Genomic DNA, 20,659 nt, shown 5'->3' with positions numbered 1-20,659 from the left:
TCAGGTCAGCGCGGCGCCATCCGGATCGCGCCGTCCAGCCGGATCGTCTGGCCGTTGAAATAGCCGTTGCGGGCAAATTCCATCGCCAGGGAGGCAAACTCTTCCGGCTTGCCGAGGCGCTTGGGGAAGGGCACCGATGCGGCCAGGCTGTCGAGCACGTTCTGCGGCGCGCCCAGCATCAGCGGCGTGGCAAAGATGCCCGGCATGATCGAGTTCACGCGGATGCCGAGATCCATCAGGTCACGCGCCAGCGGCAGCACCAGCCCGTTCACACCGGCCTTGCACGAGCCATAGACCACCTGTCCGATCTGCGCGTCCATCGCCGCAACCGATGCCGTCAGCGTAATCACGCCGCGCTCGCCATCCTCGGTAATCGGTTCGGCATTCGCCATGCCAAGCGCCGAGATCGAGGCGACCCGGTAGGACGAGATCAAAATGCCCTGCGCGCCGAACGCATAGTCTTCCGTCGGCAGGCGCTTGAAGGCGTGGCTCTCCTTGTCGAAGCGTAGCGTCTTGCCGCCCTTAGCCGTCATCGCGCAATGCACGGTCACGCGCTCCTGCCCATGCGCCGCGCGGGCCTTCTCGAACCCGTCCAGAACCGATTGCTCGTCCAGTATGTTCACCTTGCAGAACAGGCCGCCAATCGCCTTGGCGACGGCCTCGCCCTTTTCCTCATTGATGTCGAAAATGGCGACAGGTGCGCCTGCCTTGGCAAAGGCTTCGGCGGTGGCCTGTCCCAGGCCGGATGCGCCGCCGGTAACAACAAGCGGTGTGGTTTTGCTGATCTGCATGGGTCTCTCTCCTCGGGATGCTGTTTTGCCCGATTTGTAGACCCGCCCCGGCCAACAGGGAACGCCTGACCACGCGGCACCCATGGGCAAGCGAAGGTTTCGGGCATAGCTTGTAGGCAACAGAAAAGGGAGAAAGCAAAATGGCCATCGATTTCACCATTCCGGACGACGCCAAGGAAGTCCGCGAGCGCGTGCGCCAGTGGGTGCAAGACGAATGTATCCCCGCCGAGAAGGAAATGACGGCCGGCAAGGCCTACAAGACCGTCCTGGCGGAACTGCGCAAGAAGGCCCGCGCGCAGGGCCTCTGGCTGCCCTTCATCCCCGTCGAGCATGGCGGCATGGGCCTCGGTCCCCTCGCCAACGCCCTCGTCCAGATGGAGCTCGGTCAGAGCCATCTCGGGGCCCTGTCGATGAACTCGCAAGGCCCGGATGATGCGACCATGCTCACGCTGCTCGCCCACGGCACGGACTTCCAGAAAGAGAAATACCTCAAGCCTCTGTTCAATGGCGACAAGCGCATCTGCTATTCCATGACCGAGAAAGCTGCTGGCGCCGATGCCACCGGCATGCAGACGACCGCCGTCAAGGACGGCAAGGGCAACTATGTGCTGAATGGCGAGAAATGGTTCTCCAGCGCGGCCAGCGCCGCCGACATTGCCGTCGTCATGGCCAAGACCAATCCCGACGCCCCTCGCCACCAGCAATTCTCGACATTCATCGTCGAGCTGCCAAACCCCGGCTACCAGATCGTCCGCGACATCCCCACAATGGCCGTGCACGGTGCACATTATGAAGAGATGGGCGGCGGCCATTCCGAGGTGCGAATCGACAACCTCATCGTGCCGGAGGAAAACCTGCTCGGCGGCGAAGGCGGCGGCTTCTCCATGGGCCAGCACCGGCTCGCCTATGGCCGCCTGCGCCACGGCATGCACAATGTCGCCATGGCCCAGCGCGCGCTCGACCTGGCCACGGAACATGTCACCAGGCGCACCACGTTCGGCAAGGGCCTCGAAGACCGTCAGGGCGTCCAGTTCATGCTCGCTGAATGCGCCAGCGAGCTTTACATCGCTCGCCTCATGCTCATGCACATCGCCTACAAGGCCGAGAACGGCATGGACCTGCGCCAGGAGAACGGCATCGCCAAGGTCTTCCTCGCCAACATGGTGCACAAGGTCGTCGATACTGCCATCCAGCTCCACGGCGCCCTTGGCTACAGCCTCGATACACCGCTCGCCGCCTGGTACACCCATATCCGCTCCCAGCGCCTCGTCGACGGGCCGGACGAAGTGCACAAATGGATCACCGGCAAGAACGTCATCCGCGCCTTCAAGAAAGATGGCACCACAGCCGCCGCAGCCGGCGGAGACCTGCTCTAGGCCAGACCGGCCCCAGCTTGACAGGGCGTCCCGTTCGTTAGACTACATATGTAGTCATTAAATGGAGGAGACGCCCATGTCGCGTGTATCACTGCCAGCCATCCTGCTCGCCACGGCCCTTGCGCTGCCCGTCGTCACCACGGCCTGCGCCAGCGAGCCTGTGGCCGAAGCCGAAAAGGTCGAGGCGACTACCGAGACCGTCGAAACCACCGACAGTGAAACACAGCCCCATCGTGTCATCGTCAAGGAGATGCACAAAGTGTCTCTGGATGAAGACACAGAGGTCAATGTCCACACCAAGCATGGAGGGAAGACCATCGTCCGTGTCATGGAGCAGGGCAAGCACACGACCCATGTTGCTGACTGTTCTGCCGGTGAAGGGGAAGACGACCCGGTGAAATACGCGTTCCGCGATGAGAGCGAAGATGGCAGCGAAGTCGAGGTCAGTGTCATCTGCCTGACGGGCGACGAGGCCAAACCGGAAAACAAGGCTGCCGCGCTCGAAAAGGCCATCGCCTACATGGAAGCCGAAGGCGAACGTGAAGCGGCCCACCGGGCCCGCGCGCTGGAAAAGCTGAAGGCCGCACTCGCAAAGCTCAAGGCTGAATCTGAATAAGAGGCGGCCGCTGTGAGCGGGACAGAGTCATGGCGCACGCCCGCGCGTGCGCACGTCACCCGTCATTTCAACGAACTGCTCCACCATTCACGCTCCTCGAAGGTGCGGTTTTAGGGGGCGTGGCGGATTGAAAAATCCCGGATGGGTCAGCCCAGCCTATTCATCCGGTCCGGCCAGCTCTTTCAGCATGACATGGAAATGATCAAGCCCGTCATAAAAGCTGTCCACAGGCAGGCGCTCATTCAGGCCGTGCGCATATGTGTCGTTCGACTTGGCCGCTGATCCGCCGACACCATACGTGTCATAGCCGAGATTGCGGTAATGCATCCCGTCCGTGCCGCCCGATGACATGTGCGGCACCACCGGCACGTCGACACCCCGCTCCTCAAGCGCTGCATTCAGCGCCCCCAGCACGTCCTCGCGCAGGCCCGACTCGGGGCTCTCGACCAGGTCCGAGATCAGCTTGAACTTCACATCCTCATTGGCAACGACGTCCTTCAGCGTCTGTTCGGTCGCCTCAATGCCGACACCCGGGAAGATGCGGCAGTTCACTGTCGCGGTCGCAGATTGTGGCAATGCGTTCTCGGCATGGCCGCCGCGCAGCATGGTCGCGATACACGTTGTTCCGATCGTGCCCACCGTAGACGGATCATCCCGCAGAATCTCGATTGCGTTTTCATCGGTCGGGTCAGCAGCGAAGGCGCGCATTGCATTGCCGAGCTTGTCGAGCCGCTGACGCCCGCCCGCTTCAAGCGAAGCGCGTGTCAGCTCGCTTGAGCGAACCGGGAACTTGTACGCCTGGATATTCTTCAGCGCATCGGCAAGCTCATAGATCGCGTTGTCCTTGCGCGGAGCAGACGAATGCCCGCCTGGATTTGTCACGGTCAGTTCGAAGGTCGCATAGGTCTTCTCGGCGCCCTGAACGCCATAGATCAGCGGCTCACCATCCGGGCCGAGCGACAACCCGCCCGCATCGGCGTTCAGGATGAAGGCCGGTTTGATGGTCTCATGCACATAATTCGCCTGCGCGCGGGTCGACACCATGCCCGTCTCCTCATCGCCCGACAGCACCATGACAAGATCACGCGTCGGCACGAAGCCTTCTTCCTTGAGGCGGATAAAGGTCGCCACCAGGCTGGTTACGCCATACTTGTTGTCCGCTGTGCCGCGCCCGAAGAAATAGCCCTCTTCTTCTGTCAGCTTGTAGGGATCACGTACCCAGTCCTCGGCCAGCGCATCGACCACATCCATATGCGCCAGCAGCACGATCGGGGCCTCGCTTGGCTCACCTTCTGCGCGGTACCAGACGATCAGCCCCTGCGTCGCCTCGCCGGTTGCATCATAGTCGGTGATCTGGATATCTTCGCCGGCGAAACCGGCTGCCTTCAGCTCGCCGACAATATAATCGACCACTTCGGGCACCTTTTCATGCCCGCGGGCCGAGCGAATCTCCACCACATTGCGATAGATTTCCCGCGCCTGCTGTTCGAATGCCGTGCGGTCCTGCGCGATGGCCTGTGGTGCGGCGGCCAGCATTGCTGCCGATACGATGAGCGAAAGCCTGAAATTCATTGGGATTGTCCTTGTTCTGTGCGCGAGAAGGCAAATGTTTGAGGCCGACCTTACCCTGCTCGCACAAAGAGTCAGCCTCCGATCTGGAAATTCATTCTCGTCCGGAACCGTCTCTTGGAGATGCGGCGCAGGATTATTCGCGGGCCTTCTCGATTTCTTCGAGCACGGCCTGCCCGCGGACGATCTGTTCCGCGATGCCATAACTGAGCCCGGGCTTTCCATACATGATCGTCTGGAACTGCTGGCGTGTGCCGGCCATCAGGGCCCAGTCATAGCGCTCCAGGCGGTTTTCCGGCTCAGGTGAAAAGTCAGGGTTCACATGGATCGCATCGTGAAAGCCATCATGCGGCGCAGAAACGCGCTGCAGGGTCAAGCTCGACAGCTCGCGCTGATACAGGGCCGTCTCGTGATAGCGGATCAGCGCCGTGCGCAGGTCCGGAGAGGAGAGGTCTGACAGCCCGCCGCCTGGCATCAGTTCAACCAGCGTCACCGGTTCCGCGGGGGCGGGCTCAAATCCGCCCGCAATCCCCAGCGTCTTGAGAAACGCCCCGCTGTCATCCGGTTCCTCGCCTTCCCAGATCGCCTTCAGCACATCCCGTGTTGCCGCGAGTGAGGCCTCAGCCTCAACCTGCGCACGTTTTCCCTCCTCGACCGCCATGGTGAACTCACTGGCCCGCTGTTCCAGAACGATGCCCTCCCGCGCCCGTTCCTGGCTTGCGGTGTTCCAGTTGTTGACCTGCAGACCGATGAACACGCCGAACACCACGATCAGCGTTTCCACCGCGACGGTGAACCAGTCCTGCTTGGGAATGGAGGTGGCGAGGCGCTGGAGGATCATGGCGCGGTTTCGCGTTTGCGCCGCGAGTGTGACGTGCCCAATTCCTTCGTCAGTTCAGCATCCAATTCCGTCAGGACGATGATGCGGTCTTCGTAGCGTTTGAGATATGAATTCAATCGCGCAATATTGTCGCTGTATTCGCTGAGGAAGCCTTTGTTCCCGCGAATTTTGCTGATGTCGCAGAGATATCGCCACACCATGCCTTCGCCGTCAGTGTTCGCAGCTGGGGGAAAGTAGTCTGTGTCGTCGGCACGCCCCACTTCGAGCTGGACGGCGTCCGGATGGCGGCTGTGAAGCCGGAAGAGTTCGCTGACCGCTTCGGCCCGCGCACCACGAGAGCGTTCCTTTACCACCGCATAGTCCCGAAGGGCCTCCTTCACGGACCGATTGGAAATCAAATCAAAGCGGCCGGATGCAATGAGCTCATCAAGGCTCGACAATTCTTCGGTGGGCGATGGCAGCCAGTGTGAGACGACCAGGGCCCAGCACTCATCACTGGTCAGTGGCCGTGATGGTGCCAGCGAGAACATAACGGGATGAGCGTTTTTGAGTATCTCAAGGCGAGGGCGTTGAGCCGCCAGCTCTCCTTTCTGCATATCCAGAAGTGAGCGGGCTTCCTCCTGCAGGCGCAAAAGCATGACATGCTCGCTGTTTCGCTCAATCCGCTCCTGGTTCCAGTTATTGACCTGCAGACCGATAAGCACGCCGAACACCACGATCAGCGTCTCCACCGCCACGGTGAACCAGTCCTGCTTGCGAAACGCTGTGGCGATACGGCGAAGGATCATGGGTTTCTGCCTGCGATGGTGCGGAGACTTTTTAGCGTCTCCGCATTGACGGTTTCAAGATCGGTGATTGCGGTTTCCAGGTCGGCGAAGCGAATCTGCAGCGCTTCCACAAGTCCGGCGTCCGAGCGCAACAGCGTGACGGCAGCGGCGATGGCATCCGGCGCAAGCCGAAGCTCGCACGGATAGGCCAGTGAGCCGGTGATTGCGTCATAGTCGCCGGTCGGCGCGAACCGGTCGCCGCACTTTTCAAGTAGTGCCTGCTGGACATCGGCTGGCACGCGCCGCCGGAACAGCGTCCTAATGGGTGCCTCACGCCCCTCGTCGGCAATCACATCGATCAGCGTCGTCGTGTAGATCGAGATGGCCGTCGCCCGAAGCTTATCACTGGCGATCAGCCCGATGTCGCCGGTCGAGATCAGCTCGTCAAAAGTCGCGCGGTTCCGGTCCATGTATTTGTACTGGGTCGCGCGATAGGCATCGACCAGGAATTGCTCGTCATTGAGCGGCCCCGTGCCGGACAGCGCGTCGATCGCAGCCTTCGCTCCGGCGCGGACGTCCCGATTGTAGGCGATCAGGTATTCATAGGCCCAGGCTTCATAGCGCAGGTCCTGCGTCAGGCGCTCGCTGAACACGGCCGCGCGCTGGCGCGTTTCACGATTGTCGTTCCAGTTGGAGGCCTGCAGGCCGATGAACACACCCGTCACCACAATGACGAAATCGAGGCCCACCGCGAACCAGTTCTGGTCCTTCACGTGCTGGGTCAAGCGGCGCAGGATCATCGACGCTGCTCCAGTTCCGCGTCAATGACGGCGATCGCGCGCCTTGCGGCTTCATTCTGTTCGGCGAGGTCTGAAGGCGTGGAATACATCAGCCCGGCCCACTCTGTGAGAAGGGGCTCAATGTGAGGATTACCGGCAATTTTCGAGACTGTCTCCGCCGCCACCTCGTCACTGACCCCCTTCGGACAATCCAGCACATAGGTTTCGGCGCCGTCATTGAGGTCATAGCAATTCGACCAGTAATGGGCCTGGGCATCGAAAGGGATCAGCTGGCGAACGCGGGAACGGTAGGCCGGCATCACCTGCGTGCTGGTTAGCGTCGCGTTCTGCGAGAGATACCCTTCCACCGCGTCGATGACATCGCGCGCGCGCGGAAAGCCCTGTCGGCGCATTTCGCTATAGGTCGACTGGTTGACGTCTATGGGTTGCCACTGCGAGGCATGGAAGAAGTCGACCAGGACGGGCCAGCAGTCTGCGCCACAATCGCCGTCGCTCGCCATGAAATCCAGCGAGCGCTTGCCCGCGTCCACCACTTGGCCGATGGCGTCGGCCTTCTGGTTCGTGACACGGATCGAGGTTTCAATTTCCTGCCGGAGCTCCTGAAGCAGTTCTGTCTCCTGCATCCTCACCGCCTGCGCCTCGTTCCAGTTGCCAAGCTGGATACCGAGAAACACGCCGAGCACGACGATCAGGGTTTCCACCGCGACGGTGAACCAGTCCTGCTTGCGGAAGGCGGTGGTGATGCGGCGGAGGATCATGGTTGCGCCTTCGTGCCGGAAAGAGCGGCTGTATAGGTGTCGAGCCTGTCGGCGACCTCGGAAACGTAGATCGAGTAGAGGTGCTGGGTGAGCGCCGCATTGCTGACCAGCGCGATGACTACGGTGTTACCGCAGATGCGGTTCGGCGTGGTCATCTCGTACTGGTCCAGCCCGGCGATGACGTCAGTTCCGGGGCGGACTTCCAGGTCGCTCTCGGTCATCAGGCGCAGGCCCGCCGCTGTGTAAGCGGCCTTCTCGGTCTCCTGCTTGACGCGGACATAGCGCTGCCACTGGTTGTCCATGAACGCCATCTGGTCTGCCATTTCGCGGACACTGTCGCGAATTTCGGGCGACCCGATCAGCGAAAGCCGCCCTGTCTCCAGCGCCTCATTTGCCGATGACAGCGAAAATCGGGGCGGCGGAAAGTCCCCAATACCCAGAATCAGCGCCTTCGTCTCATCACCCATGGCAAGACAGGTTTCGCTTTCACCCAGCCGGACAGCGAGACGCTTCGCGTCAGTCAGGATCAATTCGTTCAGTGCAAGATATGCGGCGATATCGGCGCGCGTTTCCTCTGCCTCAATGCGCAGCCGCGACGCCAGGTCCGCTGCATCACTGCGCGAGACCCGCGCCGCATTCCAGTTATTCACTTGCAGACCGATGAACACACCGAACACGACGATCAGCGTTTCCACCGCGACGGTGAACCAGTCCTGCTTGCGGAAGGCGGTGGCGATACGGCGGAGGATCATGGCGCGTTCTGATAAATCTGGGGTGCGGGGCATGTCAGGGGCGCCACGACAGCAAGGCCACCGGCGATCTTTGCTGTGGGGGCGCCTTGTTCGATATTCATGACTGCATTTCCAGAAGGGGCGCGGTCGGCCCTGAGGCGATCAGCTGGTCGACCATATCCCGGAAATCGAGTGGGAAATGGTGTCGCCTGGCTGTCCAGAAGGCCTGATAGTATTTCGAAGCCAGATGGTCGCGGAAATGGTTCTGCGTATGACGCCAGAAATCTGCCTCGAACACATTCTTTTTGGCCTGGTAATGCATCACCTGATAACCGCGCGTGACCATTGTGTAGAATACGTTGAGCCGCGTTCTTTCTGCCGGTTCGAAAGTGTCCGGCGTGTAGTCCAACCCGCGCAGGAAGAGATCCACCATTCCGGCCTCGTTGAGGATATTCATGTGATCCCGGAAAATGTCATAGTAACCGACTGCGGTCGCGATGCGCTGCTGGGCGGCGGAGTGGCGGACCTGCAGCCCGACAAAGATCAGGGATGCAATCACCGCGACCGACGAGATGATCGCGGCCAAGAAATAGATTTGTTCAAGTAGCATGACCGCTCCCAGTTACTGTCCGGACCTTCCAGTTATTCACCTGCAGACCGATGAACACGCCGAAGAAGACGATCAGGGTTTCCACCGCGACGGTGAACCAGTCCTGCTTGCGGAAGGCATCGGTGATGCGCCGGAGGATCATGGCGCGGGCTCCGCTTCTGGTGTTTCGGGCGGACTTTCTCCCAGCTCGATCAAGACCTCTCGCGACGCTTCGGCGAGGCTGCTTGCCAGACTCGTGATGTAGGCCCCGTTCTCCAGCCGGTCGAAAAGAAACTGGTTCAGGGCGGTGTCCTGGCAAGCCTCTTCATAACTGACAGTCAGGGTGATCTTCGCCAGGCCGCCGCTAAAGTCTCCATCGAGCGTGCGTTGGAAGATGGGGTTATCCTGAGGTGGTGGCCGGTTGCCGTAAAAGCTGTCGCTGAACCGCGAATTGTCAGCGACGTTGTCCACGCGTCGCAGATAGGCCGAAAGCGTGGTGCGGTCCTCTGGCGAGATATTATCGAGAAAGGCATCCGAGGTGAGAATTTGATTGATCGCGTCGCGACGGACATTCAGGCCCACAATCAATCTCAAGGTTTGCATCGCGCGCATAAAGCGCCCTTCAGCGCCGTTTTCCGCGCTGCATGTTTCAAAGTCCCGCAAGATTTCGAAGGCTTGGTTCTTCTGGTCAACTACCCGCCTGATCGCGTTTTGAGACAGAACCAGATTTGTGTTTGCTTCTTCGATGACCCGTGCGCGGGCCTGTTCGTAAATCAGATTGTCCTGCCGCGCTGCGCTCCAGTTGGTAATCTGAAACGCGATCAGGATACCCAGTACTACGATGCAGAAATCCAGCCCCACCGCGAACCAGTTCTGGTCCTCCATATGCTTGGTCAGACGGCGCAGGATCATTGGGCATTCCCGCGCTGCAGGTCGATCTGAACCGTCAAAGCGGCCTGGAGTTCCCTGGCGCTATCGGCGTGGTCGGTGACGATGAGGTTCGCCACCTTCAGCGACGATATCCAGTAGCGTAATTCCTCATGGAGCGCTTCGCTTGATTGTAGCCGGTCAATGACGACCTGGATTTCAGGGTGTTGCGCTGGTGACGGACAAGCTTTCAGCGTCTGCATGGAACCATCCGTTTGGTAACAGTCTGACCAGATATAAAGCTGCATGCGCGCAGGGATGATGCCGCGCACATGCTCCCGATAGCGGGGGCGCTCACGCAGGCTTTCAATTCCGGAATAGTTGTAATACTGGGCAAGTTCGCTGCGCAGTTTCGCATCGCGGACGAGGCCGAGTTCGCCGGCGCTCTTCAGTTCCTCGAATGTCGAATTGGAAGGCTCGAACTCTGCGACCTGGCTTGCCTGAAAATAGGCCAGCAGCAATTCCCAGGCGCTGAGGGATGTTCCGCCTGCATCGGCTTCATCAAGAACCGCCAACCCATAGTCAGAAACCTGCTGCCAGAATTGAATCCGGTTGCCATATGTAGAAATATCCTGGGAGAGGTCGGCCGAAATACGTTCAAGATACTGCATGGAGCGCGCCAGGTCAGCCCGCGCTGCGTTCCAGTTCGACACCTGAATACCGATGAACACGCCAACGACGACAATGACGAAGTCGAGCCCCACCGCGAACCAGTTCTGATCCTTCACATGCTTCGTCAGACGGCGCAGGATCATGGCGCTTCTGCCGCGCTGGCATGACTGGCGCCTATTTCGTCATCAAGAACCGCGTGCAGCGTCGCCAGTTGCGCGCTTACGGGAAAGACGGCGCGCTCGGCATACACATTATACATGTATGCATTTTCACCCAACTCATTGAGGAAGACCAGGTTCGCGCGCATCGCATGCGTATTGCATTCCGGATTGAGCCATACGCTGTCCGGCAGACCAACGCGCGCCGGGCCGACATTATGCGTGATCAGATGTGGATATTGCTTGCCGAGATCGCGTCCGGATTCCGTGATGACGAGAATGAGATCGCGGGCGCGCGCGGCCTCCTGTGTGTAGTTGAGAATCGCGGTGCGCACCGGCGCCGAGGTGAGCTGGTCAAGGCGCCCGGTCGTCAATAGCTCCATGATAGTAGGCAATTCGGCGGGCGGTACTGTCGTATGTGCCGAACCGGCAATGGCGTCGCATTGTTCCACTGATATGGCCTCTGCGCCCGCCGGGTCCTTGAGCACGGCTAGCGCGCCAAGAAGGCCTTCGGAGAAATTTTTTCGAGACTCATCGTAACTGGCGCGGCTTTCAATAAGCAGCACGACCTCGCCATGCAGCCGCGCGAGGTAGTCGCGTTCATTGCTCTGGCGTTCACGCTCGACAGACCAGCCCTGTGCCTGCAGGCCGAGGAACACGCCCAGCACAACGATCACAAAATCGAGCCCCACCGCGAACCAGTTCTGGTCCTTCACATGCTGGGTCAGACGGCGCAGGATCATTGCGGCATCTCCGGCTCAGTGGCTGCGGTTCCGGGCGCGGGCAGTCTCATACTGTCGAGATAGTCGGCGAGGAAGTTTTCATCGAGCGCTTCGACAATGGGGCCGGCCACTTCCATCATGGGCGTGCCTTCCCAGCCGGAGGCCTGAAGCGACCACCAGCGCTTGGCAAAGGGGCTGCCGAAATAGTAGGGGGCCGAGTTGAGCACGTGCTGACGCGCCTCTTCCCGGCTCGCCAGTCCTGCCGCCTCCATCTGGAAGCGATGGTCCCATTGCAGCATCAGCGCGACCAGAATGCCGTCCAATGTGCGCATTTCCGGCTCGGTCAGGTCTTCCGGGTGCCGGATTGACTTGATCCAGACGCCGGAAATGTCCGGCTTGGCGATATAGAGCTCGATCTCGGCGAGGAAGTCGTTCTTCTGCTGCTCCATGGCCGCACGGGACAGGGCCGCATTCTGGCGCACTTCCACGATCAGCACGATCAGGCCAAGCAGCACGCCGATATTGGCGCCAAGCGCCAGCCACTGGCTCAGCCGTTCGGTGCGGCTGCGCGCAGGCGGCGCTTCCACTGGCGCAGGCACGATCACCGGTTCAGGCGGGTTTGCCTTGGCAGCGCCCGGACGCCGGACCCGCGACAGGAATGCGGGCAGCTTCATGCCGCCACGCCACGCGCTCTGAATCGAAATCGTCCCACTCTGGTTCCCCCACGAAACACCTGTAGGGGCATTTATGGAACGATTTTTTCCAAATGTCTCGCACTCTCGCCCCGGACCCGACCGTCTGAGGCCGGACCTGTAATGGTATCAGCGCATCCCGCCTTCAAGCGGGCCCCACAGGGCTACATGAAACGCAAGGTCTTACCGTCCTTCACCACGGTCTCTGTCCGGATCACCTCGGTCCGATAGTCCGGCAGCAGCACGGTATCGACCGCCACATAGGCCACATCCGCCTGTGCCTGCGTCAGCACCACGCGGACATATCCCTGGTGCATGTTGTCGGTCCAGCGCACTTCCTCCAGTGCCTGTTCGAACACGCGGTCCAGCGCTTCGGCCGTCTCGGCATCCCATCCCGTATCGACGAAATCGCCGGGCGATGTCACGCCGGCCGTGCCCAGTTCCAGGCCCATCGGGCGGCCTTCGCCGTCGAACAGCTGGTTCGCCCAGAAACTGTGGCTGTCGCCGGTCAGGAAAAGCAGGTCTTCCGCGCCCGCCGCGCGGCTGAGCGCATAAAAGGCTTCGCGGGCCGCCGGATAGCCATCCCATGTGTCTGTATAGAAGGGCAGGTTCCACTGCGCCTTCCAGAACAGGTTGGTGCCTTCACCGGGCGCTTCGCCCTTCGGGGCCCTGGCAGGGTCAATCCCGTAGGCCGCGACATCGGGCACCAGCATCCGCGCAATCGGGCTCGGATTACCGATCAGGCGCCAGGGCTGGCCAGCCGCCACCGAGTCTGACAGGCTATCGGCCAGCGCAGCTTCCATCCGCTCAGAGAGCATCCGGCGGTTCGGGTCGCCAATCACGTCCCGCATGAAGGAATCGCGTGTTTCCGGCGACGTGATCGTCTCGGCATACGCTGCATAGTCCACCTGCTCGCCCCGGCCTGAATGGCGGGTTTCCAGCGTCACCAGCGTCGCCAGGTTCCCGAAGGAATAGGTCCGCCAGAATTCCGCGCGGCTGAAGCCCGGCTCCGGCTCGCGGATCGGCATCCACTCATAATACGCGCGAAGCGAAGCGGCCCGCCGTGCGTCCCAGTCGCCCTCCGTCTCCGGCTGGTGGTTCTGGGCGCCGTCCATCCACGGATTGTTCGCGCTCTCATGGTCGTCCCAGCTGGCCATGAAGGGGTGCGCCGCGTGCATGGCGCGCGATCCGGCATCGGTCTTGTACTGGGCATGGCGCGTGCGATAGTCGGCCAGCGTCACGATCTCGTTGGCGGGAACATGTGCGCGACCGAGGCCCGTGCCTTCCTCATTGCCCCAGGCATCGGCGCCGTATTCATAAATGTAATCGCCCGTGTGCAGAACGAAATCCACGTCTGCATCCTTCGCGATGGCGTCATAGGCATTGAAATGGCCGAACGGATAGTTCGAACAGGAAATCAGGGCGACGCCCAGACGGTCCAGCGCGCCAACAGGCAGGGTGCGGGTGCGCCCCGTGGGCGACGTTCCGCCATTCGTAATGAACCGGTAGTAATACTGCCCGCCGGGTTCCAGTCCTTCGGGGATCACCTTCACCGTATGGTCTGCCTCGGCGCTGGCCACCGCTTCGCCGCTCTGCACCATGTCGCTGAACGCCGCATCGTGCGCCAGCTCCCAGGTCACGGCCTGCTCGGCCAGATCCGTCGTCACCCGCGTCCACAACACCACGCTCGTCGTGCGCGGATCGCCGCTGGCCACGCCATGCGCAAAGGCAGGCGAGTGGGCAGGGGGAGCAACGGCTTCGGTCTGCGGCGCGGCGCAAGCGGCCAGCGTGCCGCCCGTGATCAGGGCCAGGGTCTGTCGGCGATCAAGTGTGGGCATGTCGGCCTCCTCGGCAGGGCCACACAATGCGGCCAGGGATTGCAGTTGAAAACGAAAAAGGCGGGCCCATTGCGGGCCCGCCTGTTCCGGATGGGGTTGGTCTAGAAGTCAGCCGTCGCGGTGAACATCACCGTGCGCGGCGCCGAGATCCAGGCACCGTTGCCCGAGATGCCAGCCAGCCAGTCATTGTCGAACAGGTTGTTCACGTTCAGGCGGAACTCGACATTCGACAGGTCTTCCGACAGGGCCGAGCCCGAGATGCCGGCATAGAGGTCGGCATCGTAATAGCTCTCGGCGGTCCAGGTGTTCGACAGGTTCACGAACCGGTCATCCACCCATTTTGTCGACAGGCCGGCAAAGAAGTTGCCTTCCGTATAGTCGGCGCTGATCACGAACATGTTCTCGGCAATGCCCGGAACCTGGTTGCCGGTAAAGATTCCAGCTGCCGTGTCGAGGACCGTATCGCCCGTGCCGAGGATGGTCGCGTCATTGTATGTGTACGATCCGAAGAACGACCAGTTGTCCGTGGCGTTGAACTCACCCGCCACTTCCAGGCCGCTGGACTCGATACCGCCACCATTGATGAAGCCGCCATTCGACGATTCCAGGTAGTCGATACCGTCGACCGATTCGGTTGGCGCCGGGAACAGGCGGTTCTCGAAGGTCGAGTCGAAGTACACTACCGAACCGCGCAGGCGGTCGCTGACATAACGCACACCGATTTCAGCGTTTTCGGCTGTTTCAGGATCCGGCAGGCCGGTAACACCGCTGCTGCCCACGACTTCCAGCACCGTGTCCGGTATGGCCTTGAAGTTCTCGGCATAGCCGGCGAACACTTCCACGCCCGGCATGGCGCTTGGCGTCCAGGCTGCACCGCCCGAGAACAGCACATCGGAGTCGCTCGACACCTTGAAGTTCAGCGTCGGGTCATTCGGCGTGAACAGGTCGACGCGCTCGATCTCGTTGCTGAACTGCTTGACGCCCAGACGGAACGTGAAGTCGGACACTTCCACCACGTCCTCAATGTACCACTTGAACGTGGTCTGCGGGAATTCGCGGCTGTACTGCACCCAATAGGCCGTCGCATCATAGTCTGGGCCGATGCGCGTATCGTTGAGCTGGTGCCAGTCGCGGTATTCATAGCGCGTCGTGTCTTCGTACCACAGACCGCCACGCAGCGTGTTCTCGATGCCTGTACCGATCTGCGTGGTCCAGTCGAGGTCGGCATAGGCGCCCGTGCGTTCTTTCTGGTAGTGCGTGTGGCGGTAGGACTGAAGCGCCACCGAACCGGCAGGGAAACAGGCCGGGTCGTATGCGGGGCCTGCGCCGCCATACGGGAAGGTGATCGACGAAACGCAGCCGGGCGTCGGTTCCAGCGGCGTGCCCGCCTGATCGACAAAGGTCACCAGCGGAAGGGTCGAAGCGCCGAACTGGCCGACATTGACCACATATTGCGGCACCCAGTCACCGCGGCCGTCATTGTCATGGCGGTAGACGCCTGCTTCCAGGTTCACGCCCTCGAACAGTTGCTTTTCGCCCTTCACGTAGAAGAGCGAGTTTTCGCGCAGTGTGCCCCAGGCCTGGCGGTAGAGCTGGTCGATATAGGGGATGCCCGTCCATTCGCCCGTCAGCTGGTCCGAATTGGGGTTGGCGGCAAAATCGGCTGGCGAGAACAGGCGCTGGTAGTTGTTTTCCAGCGTGTCATCGATCGAAAGATAGCTTGTCCAGTCGATGCCGAACTGCTCGGTCTGCAGCTTGGCGGCGAAGTGGTCGCGCGTATTGTCAGCCGTTCCGGTGACATGATCGGTGGCTGACTGGGTCGACAGAGAGACCCAGAACTTGGTCTTGTTGTCAGCCAGCAGGCCGCTGTCATAGCGCCCGTAGAAACGCTGCGCTTCGAAATCGCCCAGCGAGGCCGATACGCGCACGCGGCGCTCGTCCAACGGGTTCTGCGTGGTGAAGTTCAGCGTACCGCCAAGCGCATCATTCGAGCGCGAGGCAATGTCCGCGGTGCCCTGAGACACTTCGATGGAACCGGCATTCTGCGTGTCGATGTAGCGGTTGGCCTTTGCGCCGCCGCCATAGTTCGATCCGCCGTTCGGCATGCCGTCAACCGTGATGCCAACCTGCTGCTCGCCGAGGTTGTTCTGGAAGCCGCGAACCGCAACGCCGGTTGACCAGTCGTCAAAGCCGAATGCGTCACCTTCCTGAACCTGAACGCCGGGGAGGTTGTCGATCTGGGCGAGAATGCTCGTCACCGGCGACTGTTGCAGCGCCATCGACTCGGTCGACTCGCTGGACGCATAGGTCTGTTGCTGACCCAGAACGATCACAGTGTCCAGCTGGCGCGTGTCCTGTGTGGTTTCGGCATCATCGGCGTGGGCAAAACCCATCACCAGGCTCAGGCTGACACCGGTCAGAAGACCGGCTTTCCATAACGTATTCATGATTTTTCCCTACTTGAATACTCTTGACCCCGCACATGCGGAAGAAATCGCCCTGATGCATGATCAGAGCGTCCGTCACCGAAACACTCCGTGTCCGGTCTATTCCTTGTGCTTGAGGAGTCAGCTAACCCGCCTTGATGACGCTTGGATGACAATTCGGTTACGAATTTTCGCAACTGCGAAATTTCTCGAAACTGTCGCAAAAATTACAGGCGCGTGTCGCGCCGTGCCGCAGGTCTGAAATGCAGAACGGCCCCCCGTTTCCGGAGGGCCGCCTGTTCGTTTCGGTTGGCTTGAGGCCTGGACTAGAAGCCCATGTCGCCCATGCCACCCATGCCGCCCATGCCACCTGGCATGCCACCGCCTGATTCTTTCTTCGGTGCTTCGGAGATCGAGGCTTCCGTCGTGATCAGCAGGGCTGCGACAGAGGCCGCGTTCTGCAGGGCAGAGCGGACAACTTTCACAGGGTCGATGACGCCCATGACGACCAGGTCGCCATATTCTTCAGTCTGGGCGTTGAAGCCGTAGGAGCGCGACTTGTTAGACAGGATGTTGTTGACAACAACCGAGCCTTCCACGCCTGCGTTCTCGACGATCTGGCGGATCGGTGCTTCCAGCGCCTTGCGGACGATGTCGATACCGGCTTTTTCGTCGTCATTCAGGCCGACCACATCGATATTCTTCGATGCGCGCAGCAGGGCCACGCCGCCGCCGGGAACAATGCCTTCTTCAACGGCTGCGCGGGTTGCGTTCAGCGCGTCGTCGACACGGTCCTTCTTCTCTTTCACTTCGATCTCGGTGGCACCGCCAACCTTGATCACGGCAACACCGCCAGCGAGTTTCGCCAGGCGTTCCTGCAGTTTTTCACGGTCATAGTCAGACGAGGTGTCTTCGATCTGGTTACGGATCTGGGCAACGCGTCCTTCGATGTCCTTCTTCTTGCCGCCGCCATCAACGATGGTCGTGTCGTCTTTCGTGATCGACACGCGCTTGGCTTTGCCGAGCATGTCCATCGAGACGTTTTCCAGCTTGATGCCGAGGTCTTCGGAGATGACCTGGCCGCCTGTCAGGACAGCGATGTCCTGCAGCATGGCCTTGCGGCGGTCGCCGAAGCCCGGTGCTTTCACGGCAGCGATCTTCAGGCCGCCGCGCAGCTTGTTCACGACCAGTGTGGCAAGGGCTTCGCCGTCAACGTCTTCAGCGATGATCAGCAGCGGCTTCTGCGACTGGACAACAGCTTCGAGGATCGGCAGCATTGGCTGGAGCGATGAGAGTTTCGACTCGTGCAGCAGGATGAGCACGTCTTCGAGTTCGACGGTCATCTTGTCAGCATTGGTGACGAAGTAGGGCGACAGGTAGCCGCGGTCGAACTGCATGCCTTCGACGACTTCCAGTTCGGTTTCCAGCGACTTGGCTTCTTCAACCGTGATGACGCCTTCATTGCCGACTTTCGCCATCGCATCAGCGATCATCGCGCCGACTTCGGTGTCACCGTTTGCCGAGATCGTGCCGACCTGGGCGATCTCTTCGTTGGTTTTCACCTTCTTGGAGCTGTGGGCGAGGTCGCGGACGACTTCGGCAGCGGCTTTCTCGATGCCGCGCTTCAGGTCCATCGGGTTCATGCCGGCAGCAACGCGCTTCATGCCTTCGCGAACGATGGCCTGTGCGAGAACCGTGGCGGTCGTCGTGCCGTCACCGGCAACGTCGTTCGCCTTGGAGGCCACTTCGCGCAGCATCTGTGCGCCCATGTTCTCCAGCTTGTCCTCAAGCTCGATTTCTTTTGCGACGGTGACGCCGTCCTTCGTGGAGCGCGGTGCGCCGAAGGATTTTTCGATCACCACGTTACGGCCTTTCGGGCCGAGCGTGACTTTCACTGCGTTTGCGAGAATGTCGACGCCCTTGAGCATCTTCTCGCGGGCTTCGGAGCCGAAAACAACGTGTTTGGCAGCCATATTGAGTTACCTCTTTGAATAGTTTGGGAATTCAGGAAATTGCGACGGGTGGGAGACTATTTCTCCAGCACACCCATGATGTCGCTCTCTTTCATGATGAGCAGCTCTTCGCCGTCGACGGTCACTTCCGTGCCGGACCATTTGCCGAACAGGACGCGGTCCTTAGGCTTCACGTCGAGCGGAATGCGCTCATTATCGTCGCCAATGGCGCCAGCGCCGACTGCAACAACAACGCCTTCCTGGGGTTTTTCCTTGGCGGTATCGGGAATGATGATCCCGCCCTTGGACTTTTCTTCTTCCTTGACGCGGCGCACGACAACACGGTCGTGGAGGGGACGAAGTTTCATATTGAGCCTCTCGCTTTTCTACGTAGGTTCGGGGTTGAATCTGTCGCGCCAGCTTCAAAGGGGGGAAGGGAATTAGCACTCACCCCCTCAGACTGCTAACGCTACAGCGCAGATAGGGGGGGCTGGAGGCGGCGTCAACAGGCGGACCGTGAATTTTTTGTTCACCAAACGCCTGTGAATGCTATGATTTCGGGCAAACGGGGGCGCGCCATGGTTCGCATTGAATATGACGCAGCAGGAAGGGCCGTAAAGGTTCCGGGTCTCGAGGCGATCGCCCTCAAGCGGCCGGAATTCTTCAGCGGCCCGCGGATCTGGGCCGAATCGCTGGCCCCGGCGCTGCAGGCCCGCGAGGCCGAACGCCGCGAGACCATCCGCAAGGTCTGGCGCAAAACCCTCGCCGCCGTGATGATCCCCGTCATCCTGCTCCTCGTGCTCGGCCTGATGAACCCCTTCATCTTCGGCGGCTGGATGCTGTTCCTGTTCTTCGGCGTGCCGCTCTCGGTCGTGCTGATCGCCGGCATGGACTGGCTGCGCGTCTACGCCATGAAGGCCGCCACCAAGCAACTCGTCCTCGGCGCGGCCTGCGAGTGCTTCGGCTTCACCTATGAAACCCTCGCCCCCGATGTCTCGAAGGTCACCGACTATCGCAGCCTGCTCAAGGCGGCCCGCGCCTATCAGGCCCGCCATGGCCCGCCGGGCCGCAAGACCGGCAAGCGCAGGCGCGGCGGCCAGACCCGCGTCACCACGCCGTTCGGCAGCGCCAGCTTCGGCTCCTCGCATGCCACCGGCCCGGAATGCCCCACACCCGCCTATGACGTGCTGGAGGATGCGAGCCTCTTGCCCGGCCATGATACCCGCCATTTCGAGGATCTGATCAAGGGCACCCGCGCCGGGGCGGCCTTTTCCCTCGTCGAGGCCAAACTGGAAACCTCGGGCAAGAATGGCGGCACCGTGTTCCAGGGCATGCTGTTCCATGTCCAGTATCCGGGCCGCTTCCTCGGCCGCACCCTGATGGCCCGGTCGCGTTGGTGGAAGCGCGGCAAGGCGGCGAAAGACCTCCAGAAGGTCAGCCTCGTCTCCTCCGAACTCGACAAGGCCTTCACCGTCTATTCCACCGACCAGGTCGAGGCCCGCGCTCTGCTGACACCCGACCGGATGGAACGCCTCATGGCGCTGGAGCGCCACTTCTCCGGCGGAAAGATGCGCGGCGTGTTCGAGGATGGCCACATGACCATCGCCCTCGAAGCCCCCAACCAGTTCGAGGCCGGCTCTATCTTCAAACCCCTTGTCGATTCGGAACGTTTCTCGTCCGCCCTCGTCGAACTCGGCCTCGTCTGCGACATGATCGACGGCTTCCTCACCCGCGACTGGGTGAAGGACAAATCGTAGGAGAGACGCGCCTCTCTCCCACCCCGCCTAACCTGTGCCATGCTTGGCCCCATGTTTCAGCTCGACCAACAGGACCTCGACCATATCGCGCCAGAATGCCTGCTCTCCACGGGCTCTCCTTCGACTTCGCTCAGGATGAGCCCTAAGGAAATCAGGGAAGGGCGGCCTGCCGCCCCACATCATATTTGTCGCTCTTGCGCTCGCCCAGCAACATGCGCTGTTCGAGCCGCTTGCGCAGGGCCGCGTAATACGCCTCCAGGAAGGCAAGGTCGGTCTCGCCCGACCCCGGCACCCAGCCGATCTTGGCGCGGATCCGCGCGGCCACTTGCGCCTTGATCTCCGGCGTCGACTGGCGCAGCACATCCTCCAGGACATGCAGTTCGTGAATGCCATAGGCATCCGCCTGCTGCGGCGTGAAGGCAAAGCGGCTGCCCTGCGCTTTCGTCTTCACCGCCGTGACGATATCGCTCATCAGCTGCGCCTTCGGGGCCTTGATCACCCAGGTGCCCGCCAGCAGGTCACCCACCCGCATCTTGTCCTTGTTGAACACCGGGAAGAACAGGAACACGCCGGACCAGGCGAGCCCCAGCAGCGCCATCCATGCCCCCACCTGGTCGCTCCCCATGCTCATGATCAGGAATTGGAGCGGCAGGCCCAGCTCCACTTCGCGCATGAAATTGCGCGCCAGCACGGCGTCCGCCGTCAGCCGCCCGCCATCGCGCGACGCGACCCGCAGG

At 61.1% G+C, this 20,659-nt stretch carries 20 protein-coding genes and 1 pseudogene; 3 read left to right on the top strand and 18 right to left on the bottom strand.

Features of this window, described 5'->3' with window-relative positions; all coding sequences use genetic code 11:
* Nucleotides 1-5: 5 nt before the first annotated feature.
* A complete protein-coding gene (locus tag VR74_RS00610) occupies nt 6-791 on the bottom strand; it encodes an SDR family oxidoreductase (protein WP_045693531.1) in 786 nt (261 codons plus the stop codon).
* A 140-nt stretch (nt 792-931) separates the two neighbouring features.
* Here VR74_RS00610 and VR74_RS00605 point away from each other — a divergent pair, with 140 nt between their 5' ends.
* Together VR74_RS00605 and VR74_RS00600 are read left to right on the top strand one after the other, a co-directional pair.
* Nucleotides 932-2,167, top strand: coding sequence for an acyl-CoA dehydrogenase family protein (locus tag VR74_RS00605; RefSeq protein WP_045693530.1), 1,236 nt, complete (start codon nt 932-934; stop codon nt 2,165-2,167).
* Between the two features lie 76 nt (nt 2,168-2,243).
* Nucleotides 2,244-2,783, top strand: coding sequence for a hypothetical protein (locus tag VR74_RS00600; protein WP_045693528.1), 540 nt, complete (start codon nt 2,244-2,246; stop codon nt 2,781-2,783).
* Between the two features lie 156 nt (nt 2,784-2,939).
* Here the strand turns inward: VR74_RS00600 and VR74_RS00595 are convergent, their stop codons facing one another.
* From VR74_RS00595 to groES, 16 genes are all read right to left on the bottom strand, one after another.
* Nucleotides 2,940-4,355: a M20/M25/M40 family metallo-hydrolase gene (locus tag VR74_RS00595; protein ID WP_045693526.1), complete on the bottom strand. Its 1,416-nt coding sequence runs from the start codon at nt 4,353-4,355 to the stop codon at nt 2,940-2,942.
* 133 nt (nt 4,356-4,488) lie between these two features.
* Complete coding sequence (locus VR74_RS00590) at nt 4,489-5,193, bottom strand: hypothetical protein (protein ID WP_045693524.1); 705 nt, start codon at nt 5,191-5,193, stop codon at nt 4,489-4,491.
* Nucleotides 5,190-5,930 carry a hypothetical protein gene (locus VR74_RS00585; RefSeq protein WP_299949232.1) on the bottom strand — a complete coding sequence of 247 codons (741 nt, stop codon included), beginning with the start codon at nt 5,928-5,930 and terminating at the stop codon, nt 5,190-5,192. Before VR74_RS00585 ends, VR74_RS00590 begins: the two co-directional genes overlap by 4 nt.
* 47 nt (nt 5,931-5,977) lie before the next feature.
* Nucleotides 5,978-6,760, bottom strand: a complete 783-nt coding sequence (locus VR74_RS00580; protein WP_045693520.1) for a hypothetical protein — start codon at nt 6,758-6,760, stop codon at nt 5,978-5,980.
* Complete coding sequence (locus VR74_RS00575; protein WP_045693518.1) at nt 6,757-7,518, bottom strand: hypothetical protein; 762 nt, start codon at nt 7,516-7,518, stop codon at nt 6,757-6,759. Before VR74_RS00575 ends, VR74_RS00580 begins: the two co-directional genes overlap by 4 nt.
* The gene (locus VR74_RS00570; RefSeq protein WP_045693517.1) at nt 7,515-8,270 is read right to left on the bottom strand and encodes a hypothetical protein; all 756 of its coding nucleotides are present in this window, start codon (nt 8,268-8,270) and stop codon (nt 7,515-7,517) included. Before VR74_RS00570 ends, VR74_RS00575 begins: the two co-directional genes overlap by 4 nt.
* A gap of 97 nt (nt 8,271-8,367) precedes the next feature.
* Nucleotides 8,368-8,859 (bottom strand): hypothetical protein, encoded by a 492-nt coding sequence (locus VR74_RS00565; protein ID WP_045693515.1) that lies wholly within the window; start codon nt 8,857-8,859, stop codon nt 8,368-8,370.
* The gene (locus VR74_RS20215; RefSeq protein ID WP_299949230.1) at nt 8,849-9,001 is read right to left on the bottom strand and encodes a hypothetical protein; all 153 of its coding nucleotides are present in this window, start codon (nt 8,999-9,001) and stop codon (nt 8,849-8,851) included. Before VR74_RS20215 ends, VR74_RS00565 begins: the two co-directional genes overlap by 11 nt.
* The gene (locus tag VR74_RS00560) at nt 8,998-9,750 is read right to left on the bottom strand and encodes a hypothetical protein (RefSeq protein WP_045693513.1); all 753 of its coding nucleotides are present in this window, start codon (nt 9,748-9,750) and stop codon (nt 8,998-9,000) included. The genes VR74_RS20215 and VR74_RS00560 overlap by 4 nt, the downstream gene beginning before the upstream one ends.
* Nucleotides 9,747-10,520: a hypothetical protein gene (locus VR74_RS00555; RefSeq protein ID WP_045693511.1), complete on the bottom strand. Its 774-nt coding sequence runs from the start codon at nt 10,518-10,520 to the stop codon at nt 9,747-9,749. The genes VR74_RS00560 and VR74_RS00555 overlap by 4 nt, the downstream gene beginning before the upstream one ends.
* Nucleotides 10,517-11,278 carry a hypothetical protein gene (locus VR74_RS00550; protein WP_045693509.1) on the bottom strand — a complete coding sequence of 254 codons (762 nt, stop codon included), beginning with the start codon at nt 11,276-11,278 and terminating at the stop codon, nt 10,517-10,519. Before VR74_RS00550 ends, VR74_RS00555 begins: the two co-directional genes overlap by 4 nt.
* Nucleotides 11,275-11,931: a hypothetical protein gene (locus VR74_RS00545; protein ID WP_045693507.1), complete on the bottom strand. Its 657-nt coding sequence runs from the start codon at nt 11,929-11,931 to the stop codon at nt 11,275-11,277. Before VR74_RS00545 ends, VR74_RS00550 begins: the two co-directional genes overlap by 4 nt.
* A 182-nt stretch (nt 11,932-12,113) precedes the next feature.
* A complete protein-coding gene (locus VR74_RS00540) occupies nt 12,114-13,787 on the bottom strand; it encodes an alkaline phosphatase D family protein (RefSeq protein ID WP_045693505.1) in 1,674 nt (557 codons plus the stop codon).
* Nucleotides 13,788-13,888: 101 nt separating this feature from the next.
* Entirely contained in the window at nt 13,889-16,234 is a 2,346-nt protein-coding gene (locus tag VR74_RS00535) for a TonB-dependent receptor (protein ID WP_045693503.1), read from the bottom strand.
* Nucleotides 16,235-16,539: 305 nt separating this feature from the next.
* Nucleotides 16,540-18,186 (bottom strand): chaperonin GroEL, encoded by a 1,647-nt coding sequence (gene groL, locus VR74_RS00530; RefSeq protein ID WP_045693501.1) that lies wholly within the window; start codon nt 18,184-18,186, stop codon nt 16,540-16,542.
* Between the two features lie 56 nt (nt 18,187-18,242).
* Nucleotides 18,243-18,533: a co-chaperone GroES gene (gene groES, locus VR74_RS00525; protein WP_045693499.1), complete on the bottom strand. Its 291-nt coding sequence runs from the start codon at nt 18,531-18,533 to the stop codon at nt 18,243-18,245.
* A gap of 210 nt (nt 18,534-18,743) precedes the next feature.
* On the opposite strand from groES, the gene VR74_RS20210 reads away from it, so the two are divergent.
* Nucleotides 18,744-19,922, top strand: coding sequence for a DUF3137 domain-containing protein (locus tag VR74_RS20210; RefSeq protein ID WP_299949228.1), 1,179 nt, complete (start codon nt 18,744-18,746; stop codon nt 19,920-19,922).
* A gap of 151 nt (nt 19,923-20,073) precedes the next feature.
* Here VR74_RS20210 and VR74_RS00515 read toward each other — a convergent pair.
* A pseudogene (locus VR74_RS00515) lies at nt 20,074-20,659 on the bottom strand (RDD family protein); the annotation flags it as partial.

The organism is Hyphomonas sp. BRH_c22 (genome assembly GCF_000961795.1).
Classification (GTDB): domain Bacteria; phylum Pseudomonadota; class Alphaproteobacteria; order Caulobacterales; family Hyphomonadaceae; genus Hyphomonas.
This window is presented reverse-complemented; position numbering and strand designations above follow the sequence as displayed.